We start from the raw sequence: 14,790 nt of genomic DNA, 5'->3' as shown, positions 1-14,790 counted from the left end.
TTTGGTTTGAATAATATCGTTTTTGCCGCTTTACTGGCACTGGTTGTACTGCTGACCGTAGTGGTGAACCGCAGCACGAAGCTGGTCATTATCGCCCTACTGGCGCTGCTATTGGTGATCAGTATTGTGCTGGTGGTGCGCTGTGTAATGTCGGTCATGCAAACATCACGCGAATTGACGCGTCCGAGGAAGGATGCGCAATAAGAATAATCGTTATGTATAGTGTAAATGTGGTAGTATGCAAAGATAACTGATTTGCAGGTAAGATAGAGTGGAATGAGAAGTATTTATACGAATGAAGAATAGGAATTATCATGTCAAGTAATCAAGTATTGCATGTGAATATACCTACTCCTACTGGCTATCTGGAGGGCATTTTGAAGCCAGAGGAGGAGGGAATTATCCCTGATTTTGTTGGTGTTATCTGTCATCCTCACCCGCTGGGCGGCGGTACAATGCACAATAAAGTAGTGTTTAAGATGGCACAGGCATTGCAGTTGATAAATGTGCCAGCTTTGCGTTTTAATTTTCGTGGTGTGGGCCATAGTACTGGAACATATGATGAGGGACGTGGTGAGATGGATGATGTGCGTTATGCGCTGGAATTTATGAGCCGCCGCTATCCAGGTGTGCCAGCGATTATCGCGGGCTTTTCTTTTGGCTCATATGTTGGATTACGGGTCGCCTGCGCCGATGATCGAGTTTCGGGGATGATCGGTCTGGGGGTGCCGGCACGTATGTTTAAAAGTGGTGAGACGTTGCCACAATGCCATAAGCCCAAATTATTTATTCATGGTACCGCTGATGAACTGGCCCCTTATAATCTGGCGGTGGAGTGGTTTGACCAGGTGTCGGCCCCGAAGCGCCTGGTGACGCTGGAGGGCGCGGATCATTTCTTTAAGCAGCATTTGCCGGAGGTGCAGACGCTGGTAGCGGACTTTGCTCGTTCATTGCTAATGCCCCCATCGATTGAGCAAGCATAAACAGCGTTGTTTATTGTCTTCTATATATTCATATACGAAATATTCATATACGAAGGAGCCTGCAGTTGAATTTCCCTACCACACGTCGAGATGAGACGGTTGAAGATTACCATGGTACACGTGTTGCTGATCCATATCGCTGGCTAGAGGATGAGAAGTCGGAGCAAACGCAGTCCTGGGTTGAGCAACAGCACGCGCTGGCGCGGGCTTATCTGGATCAGCTTCCAACTCTCGAGCAGATCAGGGCTCGCTATATCGAGTTGTACAATTATCCGAAGTTTTCGGCACCGCAAAAAAAAGGCGAGCGCTACTATTTTTCTAAGAACACCGGCCTGCAGAATCAAGGTGTGCTTTATATGCAATCGTCGCTGGAAGCCGAAGAGCGCGTAGTGCTGGATCCCAATAGTTTGAGCACGGATGGCACGGTTTCGCTGACCAATCAGGTTTTTAGCCATGATGGTACTCTGCTGGCATATGGCATTTCAAGTAGTGGGAGCGATTGGCAGGAAATTCGTATCCGCCAGGTGGATAGTGGCGTGGATTTTGATGAGGTGATTCGCTGGTGTAAATTCAGTGGTATTGCCTGGAAGCATGATAATTCGGGCTTCTTTTATAATCGTTTGCCCGAGCCGGGTACGGTGGCTGAAGAGGATCAAAGTAAGTTCAGCAAGGTTTACTGGCACACGGTGAATACGCCGCAGTCGGAGGATCAACTGGTCTTTGAGCGTCCCGAGGCCAAAGAGCTCAGCTTTACACCCTTCATTACCGATGACGGCAAATATCTGTTTCTTTCGGTCTGGAATGGTACTGAACCCCGCAACCGCCTTTACTACCGCGAGGTTGAGAGCTCTTCACCTTTCATACGGCTATTGGACGAGGCTGATGCCAGATATAATCTGATTGGCAATGATGGACCCATCTTCTATATTCGGACCAACCTGGATGCGCCCAAAGGTCGTATTATTGCTATCGATAGTGCCAATCCTGCGCGTGAAAACTGGCGCGAGCTGGTTGCTGAGCAGGATGATGTGATAGCTTTTGCGCAGATTGTTAATCAGCAATTTGTGATTGCTTACATGCATGATGCCCATCATGAGATTAAGTTGTATAGTAAGGATGGTAGTTTGCAGCAGCAACTGGCCTTGCCAACGCTGGGTTCAGTAATTGATCTCTCGGGCGAGCCGGATGGCGATGAGCTATTTATTACATTCACTTCTTTCCTCTTTCCTTCAACTGTTTTCCACTATGATTTTGTCTGCAATACGCTGTACCCTCTGCGCCAATCACAGATCAGATTTGATCCCAGTGCTTATGAGACGACCCAGGTTTTTTATCCTTCCAAAGATGGTACACGCGTGCCTATGTTCTTGACCCATAAGAAGGGTCTGGTTCTGGACGGCAACAATCCTGTACTGATTTATGGCTATGGTGGTTTTGATATTAGCCTGACACCAACCTTTGGTATTACACCATTAGTCTGGGTAGAGCATGGCGGCATCTATGCTGTGGCCAATCTACGCGGTGGTAGCGAATATGGCGAGCAGTGGCATGAGGCGGGTATGCTGGAGAAGAAGCAGAATGTCTTCAACGACTTTATTGCTGCAGCAGAATGGCTGGTGGAAAACAACTATACGCAGACATCGCGGATCGCGATTATGGGCGGAAGTAATGGAGGCTTACTGGTGGCCACTTGCCTGGTGCAGCGTCCCGCTCTCTACGGGGCTGTGATCTGTCGGGTACCGGTAATCGATATGCTGCGCTACCATAAATTTACAGTGGGACGCTACTGGATTGGCGAATACGGGGATGCCGAGCATAATCCCGAGCACTTTGCCTTTTTGTATGCCTATTCGCCATTACATAATGTCCGGTCAGATGTATCGTATCCTCCAACCTTGATTATGACCGCTGATACCGATGACCGTGTCGTGCCGGCTCACGCGCGCAAGTTTGCCGCCACCCTCCAGGCCGCCCAGGCGGGCGAGTCCCCCGTTCTCCTGCGCGTCGAAATGAAGGCCGGCCATGGTATGGGCAAACCCACCGCCAAAATCATCGAAGAAGAGTCAGATATACTCGCCTTCCTCTTTCACACCTTCCACATGTCCTAGTCCTGCCCTTTGCGGTCCCTGACGGCTCGCGCCTGCAGCGCTCAAACAATTTAATGCAGTGTGCAGAGAAGTGCGCCGAGCGCACTTCTCTGCACACTGCATTAAAAAAGAGGCGGGCGCTGACGCGCCCGCCCGCATTACCTCTCTCAGAGAGGTAATGCGTCTCTTTTGTGTCCTTTAGAAAAGTGATAATATTGGGGTATATGTTTTATTGATCAGCCAGCGTTATAGTTGGTGTAAAGTGTGTTGATGAGTAGCCATCCCCTTCGCTAGAGGTAGTCATGTTGCTAGCCATCTGGCGTATAATGGGGCCAGCATTATTTAGCACCAGGAATAGATTATCTTTAATAGATCTAATTTTTGAGGAGCTTTGTATGGAGAATAATCAGGCCATACGTAAATGGTCAGAGATGTATAAACTGGACGTGTTTGTCCCTGGGGAAGGTAAGTCGCTAGGAAAAGTAGAGGATTTCTTTTTCAAAGAAGGCTCGAACGCTGTCTATGCGTTGTGTGTGAGTACCCGCCTGCATGGCGATATGTCATTGCCTGTTACCGGTATTGTCGCGATTGAGAAAGATCGGGTGGCGATCCGCAATGCACAAATGCTGGCCAGAGCCCTTCCTCCTCTGGGACGAGGACAGCAGTTGCTCTCGCGCAAGGTTGTAGGCGTCAAGGATCGCGAGCTGGGCACGGTGAAAGACGTGGTGCTGGCTATTAATCCACCTGTCACAATGCGTGTCGCTGGTTTTGAAATGTTGCGCGGTTCCTCCTTACTGAGCTTTAGCTCTGAGGTTGTGTCGCACTACAATGACGATGATAACAGCATTCGAGTCTACGATCAGTCTGCAAAAAGTTTGCGCTAACCACGCCAGCATTTTTTTTGTCTCTTCCCTTGATTCACCATTTTCTTTTTATAACAGGGAATAGTGTGTGGTATTGTGTATAATAATACCTAAGCATCGCCACGCAGGCGCGCAACCTCTGCTTCAGCAGCGCGCGCCTCACGACGGCGGTGCAATTTTTTTAGCGCTTCCGTTTTGCGCAGCCAGTTATCTGGATCAGATGGCATCAGGCGAATCGCTTCTTCCGCTGCATCCAGGGCTTCTTCATAGCGCTGCAGTTGCTTGAGCACCAGTGATTTATTATGCTGGGCCGTTGCCATCCTGGGATTGAGCCGTAGCGCCCGTTCGTAGGCGTCCAGGGCCATGGGATAGTTGCCCAGGTGATAGTACGCGTTGCCCTTGCCATTCCAGGCCTGTGGGACGTTGGCATTGATCAGCAGGGCCTTGCTATAGGCGTCCAGGGCCTGATCATAGCGTCCGAGCTGGCAGAGTGCACTTGCCTTGCCATTCCAGGCCGGAGCATAGCGCTGATCCAGCTTCAAAGCCTCTTCATAGGACTCCAGGGCTTTATTGAAATTGCCCATATCAGCCAGCACGATGGCTCGTCTCTCCCAGGCCTTGACGAAATGCCGATCGCTCTTCAATGCCTGCTCATAATGCTCCAACGCTCCCCGCAATTTGTGCTGGGCATAAAGAATATCGCCAATACCACACTTGGTCGGGGCGTAGTTTGGGTCACGATCCAGAACCTCGCGATAGGCCAGCATCGCCTCTGGATAGCGTCCCATTTCACTGAGAACCAGTCCTTTGCCGTTCCAATACACGATCGAATTGCGATCCAGCGCCAACGCTTTCTCAAAGGCTCGCAGCGCCTCTGGATAATTGCGCAACTGGCGCAAGACCAGACCTTTGTTGCCCCAGGCCTGGGCCATCTGAGGATCATAGTGCAGGGCTACATCAAAGGCCGTCAGCGCCTGTTCCGGTTGGCCCAGCGCACTGAGGACCGCACCCTTGCCATTCCAGGCAATGACGTTATCTTTTTCCATCAGGATGGCACGATCAAAGACGTCGAGCGCCTCCTGATTGCGGTGCAGCATATTGAGGGCGGTTCCCTTCCCATTGAGGGCGATGATCAGACTGGGATCGAACTTTAATGCCTGTTCAAATGAAGCCAGGGCCTCGCGGTGCTGTCCATTGAGAGCCTGGGTGAGGCCACGCCCTTGCCAGGCGATCGCGTTGCGATCATCCACTTTAAGGGCGCGATCATACTGCACCAGCGCCTCATTGAGCCTGCGCTGTGTATAGAGCCGGTAGGCCTCTTTGAGATGTGGATTGCTGGATGGCGCGGACGGCGTAGGCGGCAGGGCACTATGAGGAGTCGTCTGGCTGAGCGTGCCGCTGATGCGCTGCTGCTCAATATGGCGCAGCACATTTTTGACCTCCTGAGCACTGGCCGGTCGTTTATCTGCTGTCATCTCTAGCATTTGCTGTAACAACTCTTCCAGCTCTACTGGTATACTGGGATTGATCTGCCTGGCTGGCCGAAAGAAAAATGGCTGTTCGCTGGGATCTATGCCTGTCAGCAGGCAATGCAGGAGCGCACCCAGACTATAGATGTCTGAGCGTGGTGTGCTCTGCGCCTTGCCATATTGTTCAGGGGCGGCATAGCCGGGCGAGCCTAGGGCGACTGTATCGTGCGATTGTCCGGGTTTAAATACACGCGCGATACCGAAGTCGATCAAATAAATATGCCCGTTCTCATCCAACATAACATTTGATGGTTTGAGATCGCGGAAAATGATTGGCGGCTGATGATTATGTAGGTAGCTTAACACATCGCATATCTGATCACCCCAGTTCAAAACTTGCTCCAGAGGCTGTGGACCATTGCCATGCTGCTCCAGATATTCCTCGATAGTCTGACCTTCAATAAAATCCATCACCAGGTATGAGCGTTCCTCTTCGGTGAAGTGATCATAGATACGAGGCAAATTAGGATGAAGAAGATCTGCCAGCAGGTGCGACTCACGTTCAAAGGCTGCCTCCGCCTCTACAATGCTGGCGGGGGAGAGCCCGGCCCGACTCATCTCTTTGACGGCGATGGCACGATTATTAAAACGAGTATCGGCCGCCCTGTAGACGGCTCCCATACCGCCCTGACCAATGCGTGTTTCAAGCTGATAACGACCGTTGAGCAACGTTTGCTCTGGTAATGCTCCGGTCGTATGCTTAAAAGGGAGTGGAGCGGCGCAGTATTGGCAGAAGCGCGCCGTCATGTCATTGGCCGCTCCACATGTTTCACAGAACTGTTCCTGCGTTCCCATAAAGCTTACATTTTCCTATGCGAAATTTATGCCAAAAGAAGTCGAGACAAAAATATCTATATGTATTGCTTACTGCTTGTATCATAGCATATAGTTTTGACTTTGGTGCTCATTGATTTTCTGGTAATGCGTTGGTGCGCGTCGCCTGGTCAATGATGCGCCAGAGGCGTATCCATTCCTCAATGTTGAGGGTTTCTGCTCTTCTGCTGCTATCAATGGCTGCCTCACTCATCCAGGTGCGGATAAGCTCATTTTTATGATGTAGTCCATGCGTCAGGGAGTTGTGCAACTGCTTGCGCCTCTCTGAGAAGCCAGCCTGCACAACCTTAAAGAAACGATCCCTTTCCTCATGTGAGAGCGGAGCCTGCTCATGCACATCGATGCGTAGGATCGCTGAATCTACTTTGGGTGCCGGATAAAACGACTGCGCTGGTACGCGCGCAATGATCTGCGGCCGACCATAAAATTGCACGCTGATCGCCAGTAAACTCAGGTCGCCAGGCTCAGCTATAATGCGTTGCGCAACCTCCCACTGTACCATTACGACCAGGATACGCGGTGGGTTGGGGTTTTCGAGAAAATGCCTGAAGGTCGGAGCGGTAATATAGTATGGCAGGTTGGCAACGAGCTTATATGGCGTCTGACCAAAGACTTCACTGGGATTGAGAAAGAGCAGGTTGCGGGCGATGAGTTCGATGTTGGGATAGCGACGGGTGGTCTGGGCCAGCAGGGTGAGCATGTCGCGCTCTATTTCGACCGCTACAACACGCCGGGCCAGTTGGGCCAGTTCACGTGTCAATACACCTGTACCCGCACCAACTTCCAGCACCTCGTCTTCAGATGTAGTTTCAGCGGCCTGGACGATCTTTTTCAGAATGTTCCGATCGATCAAAAAATTCTGGCCAAAGGACTTATTGGGCCGCATGCCGTGAGACGCTAGCAAGTTCTTTAGCTCACGTACATTGGTTAAATCTACCATATCTACTACGGCAGGTGGAATATGCTGTGTGTTTTGTATGTTATTATCCGTCAATGTCTGGCTCTCTTGTTCTTCTTTTTCTCAACTGCCTCTAACTCTAACAAACCACCCGCCGGCTGTCAAACCTATAAGAGAAGTGAGGTATGTTCTGGCCTGTCTGTTTGATTATATGATATCTACCACCAACGCCAGCGACTGTTGCGCCAATACTTTTTGAGGTATACATGGTAAATGATCAAGCCACTCAATATGAGTAGTAAAGATATGAATCCCAGCGCAATCAAAGCCACGAACAGCAGTAAGAAGAGTTTAATAAGGATCGGCAACACACATAAAAATCCCAGGCCCAGGAGTAACAGCACAAACCAGCGTGGTGTCGAGGCCGTTTGCTGGGCCGGTTGTACCTGTTGGGAAGCATAAAAACGCTGGCGCTGCTTCCGATAGAAACGATAGCCTTGCTGAAAAACATCACCGATCCGCCGCATGCGTGGAAAAGTCTGGCGTGGTCGATCGTTGCTCCGGCGTGGCTGCTGGTATGCCGTATGGGCAGTTGCTTCGCCCCGCGCCTGATAGCTATATGGCGGGATCGTCGCTTCAAAATCGGCCGGATGATCTCGCTTGGGCATATCGCTGGTACGATATTGACTGTATGATTGCGTATATATTTCTTCGTTATCTTGTTTGCTGGCATGCTCCCGTTGTGATTCGGGCATAAATTCCTGTTGGCTCATGGTATATTCTTTAACCTCACGGGTATATAAAACCCCTCCATAAATGTTACGTTCACTCACAGTAAGGGTTGCAGATAGGTTCAGCAGGCTAGAAGCTGTCCCTTATTGGTTTTAATAGATGCTATAAAAAATAAGTAGGTATTCTCGCCCTGATAGTCATAGAAGCGCGACGAATCTGGCCTATAATGCGTTATAATGAACGGTATAGTCTACCAAAATGCTTCCAGTTACATGTATGCTTTCTATACCTATGTTACCAGACATAGGTTTTACGCAATTTTCGCCCTCACTATCGTCACCAAATAGAGCAAGAAGGGTAGTAGAGTTGGGAGGGTGTGGTATCATTGAAAAAAAAGTATTTTACGAGAACACTTACGCTTAAAATAAAATAAAGGATGGGAGGGAATAGTGCGGATTGAAACAGCCATAATTAGATTTCTTGGGAAGGATGCAGTATGCCTATAAATGATTCGTATGATGGCGGCAAAAAAGAATCTCATACGGTAGAAACAATTGACAATAGTAATAGTGATTTTATAGAAAATAATGATCAGAATAAACAATCGGGTGAAGCTGCAGATGAGCCGCCGCTAAAAGCGACGCCAAAGTCAGCTAAGCGCCAGCAGCAAGTCATTCCCAAGCGACCATCTGTCAAAAATACCCTGTCATCATCCTTACAGAAAACCGAAGAACCAGAGCCTCCCTCCTCACCATCATCTATTTCAGAGGAGTCAAACTCATCCTTGCCGAGCGAACCTGCACAGGCTTCACTATCTGATAATACAGACCTTACCATGCCTGATCCGGAACTATCAGCTTCAGAGCCGCTAATGGAGCCAATAGAAGAGCTAGAGCAGCCCGAGAGCGTTGAAGAACAGAGCATGCCGATTGCTGAAGGCGAGTCGGACCACCCTGCCTCGTTGCCTGTTGAACCTTCTGAGCCTCTTCCAAATCAAGAATCCCAGACCACCCTTGAGGAGGAAAATCTGGAGGGCATCAATCAATTGCCCGCCATTAAGCGGCAGGCTGCTCAGAAGCAGAAGCCATCCATTCCTGACAATGGACATGAAGAACCAGCCGCTATGGCTTTAGCAAACGAATTTAGGTATAAGTCACAGCAGAAGGCATCTTCTCACCATGGTCTGAGTGGTAACGACTATATCCTTCCCGTAGCCCAAGGCACCGCGACGCGCACAAAGTCGGTGTCGTCTCGTTCACGCGTAGCGGTGGCTGAACCATATCGACCCGAGCGCTCATACGAAATCATGATACAGAGGCGTAAGCGGATCAATCGGGTTTTGATGCACAAACGTCACCATAGCCGTTTCTATGATACTCTATTGCCGCGTCTGATGGCTGTCGCTCTGGTCTTGCTGGCAATCCTGATCGTGCTGACCTCGGGTGCAGGAGGCGTCGCGTACGCCTATTACCAGGCACAACTGCCCCTGCTAGATGGTATTGCTCAGCACTCGCTGGCTCAGACGACAAATATTTATGATCGCAATGGCAAACTGCTCTACCAGCTCTATGATCATAGCAATTCGGGGGGGCGTCGCACCTATGTCAATTTTGAGGATATTCCCAATACACTGGTGAATGCGACTATTGCAGCGGAGGATCACTCTTTTTGGAATAACAGCGGTGTGGACTACAATGGCATTTTGCGCGCCGTGATTACCAATTTCCAGCATGGCAGCGTGCAGGAAGGTGGCAGTACCGTCACGCAGCAGTTGATCAAAAATCAGTTTTTCTTAAATCAGGACCGTACTCTTCAAATCAAAGGTGAAGAGGCTATCCTGGCCACCGGACTGACACAGCGCTATACCAAAGCCCAGATTATGGAAATGTACCTGAATACTGTTTTCTATGGCGATTCCAACTTTGGTGTTGAGGCAGCGGCGCAGGATTATTTTGGGCTGAAGCCGCAGTGTAAAAATGGGGTATGTAAACCAGCGGTGGCTCAGTTGACGCTGGGCCAGGCTTCGTTGCTGGCTGGCTTGCCACAAAGTCCGACTGGTTATATGCCTTTTACCAATAAGGATGCAGCCTTGCAGCGTCAACAGCATGTTTTGCAAAACATGCTATCACTGAAGATGATCACTACCCAGCAGATGGAGGCTGCCCAGAAAGAGATCCAGAACTTTAAGTTCAAACGGCCCCCATATGTGAAGAACGCGCCCCACTTTGTGGATTACGTCGTCGATAACGTCTTGATCCCTTTATTTGGGGCTTATAACCTGCGCAACGGCGGCTATTCGATCTACACCACTCTGGATCTGGATCTGGAGCGCCAGGTTGAAAAAATTGTCTATAATCGCATCGATGGTAATGAGGTGGATATCTATGGCTATGGCAATCTGCGTACGGCGCATAATCTGCATAATGCCTCAGTCGTAGTGACAGATCCTAAAACCGGCGAACTCCTGGCCATGGATGGTAGTGTTAATTATAATGATCAATCTAATGATCCAGCTATGGCTGGTCAGTATAACGCTGCCAATACCTTGCGACCTCCAGGCTCATCATTTAAACCTATCGTCTATGCCACAGCCTTTGAAATGGGCTGGTATCCAGCTATGAATGTGCCTGATCATAATACTTACTATCCAGATGGTCAAAAGCCTTATAATCCACCGAACTATGATCATAAGTTTCATGGCGATAACATGACGATCCGGCGTGGGGTCTCCAACTCATATAATATTCCAGCCGTTGATGCTATTGAATATGCTGGCGTCAAAAACGTGATGACTATGGCTGGCCGCCTTGGCCTCTCTCACGTCGCTCATACGGCACCAGGACGCCAGGGGGCTGCTATGGCATTGGGAGTCAGTGAGGAGACGTTGCTCAATATGACCACTGCCTATGCGACCTTTGCCAACGGTGGTGTGCGTATGCCGCAGACGACGGTCTTGCAGATTAATGATAATCAAGGGCGGCCGATCTATAAGTTTGATGCGCAGCATGCCCAAGGGGAGCGTGTGTTGGGAGAGGATGTTTCCTTCCTGATTAGTAGCATGCTCTCTGATACCGTGGCCCGCCACGAAGAGTTCCCATCTCCCAATCCCCTGGAGTTAGATGGACGACCGGTGGCCGCTAAAACTGGTACCACTGATAACTTTGCCGATAACTGGACCATGGGGTATACTCCTCACCTGGCGGTAGGTGTCTGGGCTGGTAATAGCGATAACACACCGATGGAAAATGTCATTGGTATCACCGGTGCCGGTCCTATCTGGCAGGATGTTTTCCAGTATGCGAACGCTAAATACCACTTCCCGAAGGATGGTTTCACTCCTCCGCCTAATGTACACCAGGCCACGGTCTCAGCCTATACGGGCCTCTTGCCCCACCTGGGCGAACCCACTGTGACCGACTGGTTCATTGACGGTACCGTACCTACTGTCCAGGGCATATACACGCCGCCACCACCTGTTGTGAAGCCCCCGAAAGATGGGAAGAAGGATCAAAACCCGGCTGACGCCAACAATGGCCAAAACCCGAGCAGCAGCAATAATATCCAAAGCCCGAGCGACGTCAACATTGGCAACTAAGCCATAGTCTCTTTTATGTGGCCTATGTGCGTAAGGGTGGTAGAATAGTTACAGTCAAGACTATTGATCCCCTGGATTGGGTATCCTTGAACAGTTGAGTGTGACAGGGATGACAATTCAGGGGAATTCCTTTGGAGGATATTTTTATGGCGGATCTCTCAGATAACGAGAAGGATAATTTACAGCAGACGCTGGCACAATCTGGCTTTCGACCTCTCAACCGGACCGAGCGTCGTAATATCTGGTTGCATGACTATGAACAGCAGGATATTGCTTTGCAGTCCTGGGCGCGTCTGGTTGAGCAGCAGGGCTTAGAGATTGAGATTATGCTGCAGATGCAGGGGCTGTTGGTTTTTGGGACGATGGTGAGTACACAGGCGTATGCCCAGTTTTATATTGATATGCATGAGCAGATGTACCGCCAGAGTTCTCCAGAGACCGCCGATTTCTTGCGCGAGTACTATGTTGCCCTGGTACCCCCCGATGATCAGCCGGAGATCGGTCCTGAAGGCTTACCCACCATTTACCGCTATGCCCATCTGCGCGATGTCACAATTATGAGCGCGGGTCATAAAATTAAGGTTCCTTACTGGCGCGGCATGATTAATCAGGTGGATGCTTTTGTGATCGGAGCTTCGGCCGGGGGCATAAGTTCGGATCACTAATCTGATAACTAAAAAGACAGGGTTGCGCTAACAGCGGCCCTGTCTTTTCGTGTGATATGCGAGGTGTTATGCGACGATTTTGACGGTCGTGCCTATGGGGGCCCAGCTATACAACCACTGCGCCACACTGTATGACATGTTCACACAGCCATGTGAGCCGGTTATCCAGCCAAATACCGGATCGTGGTGGTAGACGTTGGTGCCAGGACCATAGACGCTACGCCACCAGGAGTCGTGGAGGAAGTAACCACCCTCTTTAAACTCCAGAGCATAATTGATATGGGTCGGGGCATACCAGTAGGGAGAACCCTTTGGCCATGGTGAATAGAATGTGGTGGGACTCAGTTTGACAAAGACATGATAGACGCCCAGCGGGGTCTCCAGTCCAGGCTGGCCTGTGGTAACGGGTGCATTGCGAACCTGGCGCCCATTTTCGTAGAAATAGGCCCATTGTGTGGTTCGATTGATAATCACGACTTTTCCGGCACCAACATTGGTGCTACCAATACTCACCAGGCCGCTATATACATAGAGAGGTGATGCATTGTAGGCAGAGATGCGATACCAGACGGGATTACCTCCCCAGACAATCTGCCCATTGACGCGTGCATAGATAGTGACATGCGTATAGGGAGCATAGGTTGCCAGCACGCGTGATGCAGTACTTGCACCCGAGCGCACATTAGTATATCCGGTCGTTGTACCGGATTGGGTAGCAGTAGCCGCGTACGTGGTTTTGCTATTCAAGGGATTTACAGTAAATAATAGCGCAAGCAGTAGCGACAGAAAACCAATGGCATACAATTTTTTCAGATTTTTTTGCATAACGACTCCTTTTTTTGAATCTCTAGAGCCTTAATGATATAAGTATATATAAATATATTAGTATACTCAAGTGAAATACCTCACATTTTAGCCAGATTGGTTCAAGCAAGGCATTATTTATAAGTAGTCCCCTTGGGCGTGCGGGCTCTGACGCGCCTGCACCTTACCAGGATTTTTCTACCCCTGTGCTGCCAGACAGCGGCACAGGGGTACTAATTACTACATTTTGAGTAGTCAGTTACAATCTATTTAGTGGGATCGTCTGCAAACATGTAGGTCGATTTGACTGCAATATTTCTAAAGAAAATGGAGCATTATATACAGTATGGATCGTTTTGTGCAAAATAGTGTAGAAGAAATCGTAGATCCTTCGCGTGAGGTAATGGAGGAATTGGTCGAAATTGTAGATCAAGTAGCTCCGGTGCAGGTTGTTCCAAGTTATCGTCCTACGCGTTGGGATGTTGTTAATAGCTTGCTTGACCGCCTTGATATTATGACGGGTGGCCGCGCTGGTTCACTGGTACAGTTCTTTACTTTTCTCTTTATTGGTGGCACCACCACAATCGTCAATCTAGTTATCCTCTATGTTGTCCTGAACTATATTTCGTTACCCAATGCTTTTTTTCATAATTTACTGGGTTCAACCCTGGGTAGTGAGCTCTCGCTGTTAGCCAACTTCGCGCTCAACGATCGCTTTACCTTTCGTTTTATGCCCGGACATGAGCGCTCCTGGTATGTACGCCTCAGTCGTTTCCATGCAACCGCGATTGGTGGTATTCTGCTGACGATCTTGATTCAAACTCTGCTTATTAATTTGCTGCACATTAATGCTCTGATTGGTCAAGCCATTGCTGTTGTGATCGTGCTTTTCTATAACTTTTTCTTTCATCAGTTCTTTACTTATCGTCGCCTGAAAAACGTCGAAGAAGCTATCTAACGCCAGGTATAACATTACTGCGTATCTAATTCATATGCGCAATAATCAGGGAACGCACGTGTTTTCGCATCTGCGGTACTCAAAAAATTATAGAGGTGGTGGGGAACATGCGCCGGGCGCATGTTCCCCACCACCTCTATAATTTTGCTCTGGCGCGCATGCGCCCGTCCGCCCAGGGCGAAACTCACAAATTAGAATAGCGATAATTGTTGAGGAGGTGGCTCCTCTTCACGCTTCTTTTGCACAACGGCCTTTGCGGGCTGTTCAGCTGCCATACGTTCGGCTTCGGCTATGATTAAAGGAATTTTCTTGAAATCCTCACGGATCGCGTCTTTGGTACTGGGATTGCGCAGGCCGGCGGCCGGATGGAACATAGGGATGCAAATGCGCCCATCTTTCTTGCGGGCTCGTCCATGAATAGCGCTGATTCGCTCTGAGCCGAAAAATTTAGCCATTGAAAAGCGGCCCAGGGTAACTATGACCTGTGGATTAATAGCGGCTATCTGGCGGTCTAGATAATCGCTGCAAGCGACCATTTCGTCGGGTTCGGGGTCGCGGTTATTGGGGGGACGACATTTTACCACATTTGTAATAAAAACTTCGGAGCGCTTCAGGTTAATACTTGCAAGTAAGGAATCTAAAAATTGTCCTGCCTGTCCAACGAATGGACGTGCTTGCATATCTTCGTGATAGCCGGGGCCTTCACCGATAAACATCACTTTTGCATTAGGATTTCCCTCGCCTGGCACTGCCTTGGTGCGGCCCTGGCAGAGTCTACACCTGGCACAGGTAGAAACCTCTACAGCAATCTCTTGCAGGATTTCCTCTGACGACATGACAGT

Annotated in this window: 12 protein-coding genes; 7 read left to right on the top strand and 5 right to left on the bottom strand. The window is 49.5% G+C overall.

Translation table 11 applies throughout. The features are described from left to right. From JMI88_RS23130 to JMI88_RS23115, 4 genes are all read left to right on the top strand, one after another. Positions 1–204: hypothetical protein (locus JMI88_RS23130; protein ID WP_201364333.1), on the top strand; the 204-nt coding region annotated here is incomplete at its 5' end. Positions 205–314: 110 nt separating this feature from the next. Next, on the top strand, positions 315–983 hold the full coding sequence (locus JMI88_RS23125; RefSeq protein ID WP_201364332.1) for an alpha/beta hydrolase: 669 nt from the start codon (positions 315–317) through the stop codon (positions 981–983). A gap of 65 nt (positions 984–1,048) precedes the next feature. Next, entirely contained in the window at positions 1,049–3,091 is a 2,043-nt protein-coding gene (locus JMI88_RS23120; RefSeq protein ID WP_201364331.1) for a prolyl oligopeptidase family serine peptidase, read from the top strand. Between the two features lie 374 nt (positions 3,092–3,465). Beyond that, the gene (locus JMI88_RS23115; protein WP_201364330.1) at positions 3,466–3,954 is read left to right on the top strand and encodes a hypothetical protein; all 489 of its coding nucleotides are present in this window, start codon (positions 3,466–3,468) and stop codon (positions 3,952–3,954) included. Positions 3,955–4,043: 89 nt separating this feature from the next. Here JMI88_RS23115 and JMI88_RS23110 read toward each other — a convergent pair whose 3' ends face one another. The 3 genes from JMI88_RS23110 to JMI88_RS23100 all read right to left on the bottom strand — a co-directional run bounded on the left by JMI88_RS23110 (position 4,044) and on the right by JMI88_RS23100 (position 7,967). Continuing rightward, positions 4,044–6,257 carry a serine/threonine-protein kinase gene (locus tag JMI88_RS23110; protein ID WP_201364329.1) on the bottom strand — a complete coding sequence of 738 codons (2,214 nt, stop codon included), beginning with the start codon at positions 6,255–6,257 and terminating at the stop codon, positions 4,044–4,046. Positions 6,258–6,366: 109 nt separating this feature from the next. Then, positions 6,367–7,290, bottom strand: coding sequence for a 16S rRNA (adenine(1518)-N(6)/adenine(1519)-N(6))-dimethyltransferase RsmA (gene rsmA / locus JMI88_RS23105; RefSeq protein ID WP_201364328.1), 924 nt, complete (start codon positions 7,288–7,290; stop codon positions 6,367–6,369). A gap of 122 nt (positions 7,291–7,412) precedes the next feature. Next, positions 7,413–7,967 carry a hypothetical protein gene (locus JMI88_RS23100; RefSeq protein WP_201364327.1) on the bottom strand — a complete coding sequence of 185 codons (555 nt, stop codon included), beginning with the start codon at positions 7,965–7,967 and terminating at the stop codon, positions 7,413–7,415. Positions 7,968–8,422: 455 nt separating this feature from the next. Between JMI88_RS23100 and JMI88_RS23095 the strand changes: the two genes are divergently transcribed. Further along, a complete protein-coding gene (locus JMI88_RS23095) occupies positions 8,423–11,521 on the top strand; it encodes a transglycosylase domain-containing protein (protein WP_201364326.1) in 3,099 nt (1,032 codons plus the stop codon). Positions 11,522–11,667: 146 nt separating this feature from the next. After that, positions 11,668–12,186: a GvpU-like protein gene (locus JMI88_RS23090; RefSeq protein WP_201364325.1), complete on the top strand. Its 519-nt coding sequence runs from the start codon at positions 11,668–11,670 to the stop codon at positions 12,184–12,186. Between the two features lie 66 nt (positions 12,187–12,252). On the opposite strand, the gene JMI88_RS23085 is transcribed toward JMI88_RS23090, so the two are convergent. Further along, positions 12,253–13,011, bottom strand: coding sequence for a L,D-transpeptidase family protein (locus tag JMI88_RS23085; RefSeq protein ID WP_201364324.1), 759 nt, complete (start codon positions 13,009–13,011; stop codon positions 12,253–12,255). 325 nt (positions 13,012–13,336) lie between these two features. Between JMI88_RS23085 and JMI88_RS23080 the strand changes: the two genes are divergently transcribed. Beyond that, positions 13,337–13,948, top strand: coding sequence for a GtrA family protein (locus JMI88_RS23080; RefSeq protein WP_201364323.1), 612 nt, complete (start codon positions 13,337–13,339; stop codon positions 13,946–13,948). 191 nt (positions 13,949–14,139) lie between these two features. On the opposite strand, the gene JMI88_RS23075 is transcribed toward JMI88_RS23080, so the two are convergent. Then, positions 14,140–14,784 carry a uracil-DNA glycosylase gene (locus JMI88_RS23075; protein WP_201364322.1) on the bottom strand — a complete coding sequence of 215 codons (645 nt, stop codon included), beginning with the start codon at positions 14,782–14,784 and terminating at the stop codon, positions 14,140–14,142. Positions 14,785–14,790: the final 6 nt, after the last annotated feature.

The organism is Dictyobacter formicarum, assembly GCF_016587435.1.
This window is presented reverse-complemented; position numbering and strand designations above follow the sequence as displayed.

What these genes read in the sequence shown, in the direction of transcription:
- JMI88_RS23125 (WP_201364332.1), top strand. Translation starts at nt 315, where the DNA reads ATGTCAAGTAATCAAGTATTGCATGTGAATATACCTACTCCTACTGGC.
- JMI88_RS23115 (WP_201364330.1), top strand. Translation starts at nt 3,466, where the DNA reads ATGGAGAATAATCAGGCCATACGTAAATGGTCAGAGATGTATAAACTG.
- JMI88_RS23110 (WP_201364329.1), bottom strand. Translation starts at nt 6,257, where the DNA reads ATGGGAACGCAGGAACAGTTCTGTGAAACATGTGGAGCGGCCAATGAC.
- JMI88_RS23100 (WP_201364327.1), bottom strand. Translation starts at nt 7,967, where the DNA reads ATGAGCCAACAGGAATTTATGCCCGAATCACAACGGGAGCATGCCAGC.
- JMI88_RS23095 (WP_201364326.1), top strand. Translation starts at nt 8,423, where the DNA reads ATGCCTATAAATGATTCGTATGATGGCGGCAAAAAAGAATCTCATACG.
- JMI88_RS23090 (WP_201364325.1), top strand. Translation starts at nt 11,668, where the DNA reads ATGGCGGATCTCTCAGATAACGAGAAGGATAATTTACAGCAGACGCTG.
- JMI88_RS23085 (WP_201364324.1), bottom strand. Translation starts at nt 13,011, where the DNA reads ATGCAAAAAAATCTGAAAAAATTGTATGCCATTGGTTTTCTGTCGCTA.
- JMI88_RS23080 (WP_201364323.1), top strand. Translation starts at nt 13,337, where the DNA reads ATGGATCGTTTTGTGCAAAATAGTGTAGAAGAAATCGTAGATCCTTCG.
- JMI88_RS23075 (WP_201364322.1), bottom strand. Translation starts at nt 14,784, where the DNA reads ATGTCGTCAGAGGAAATCCTGCAAGAGATTGCTGTAGAGGTTTCTACC.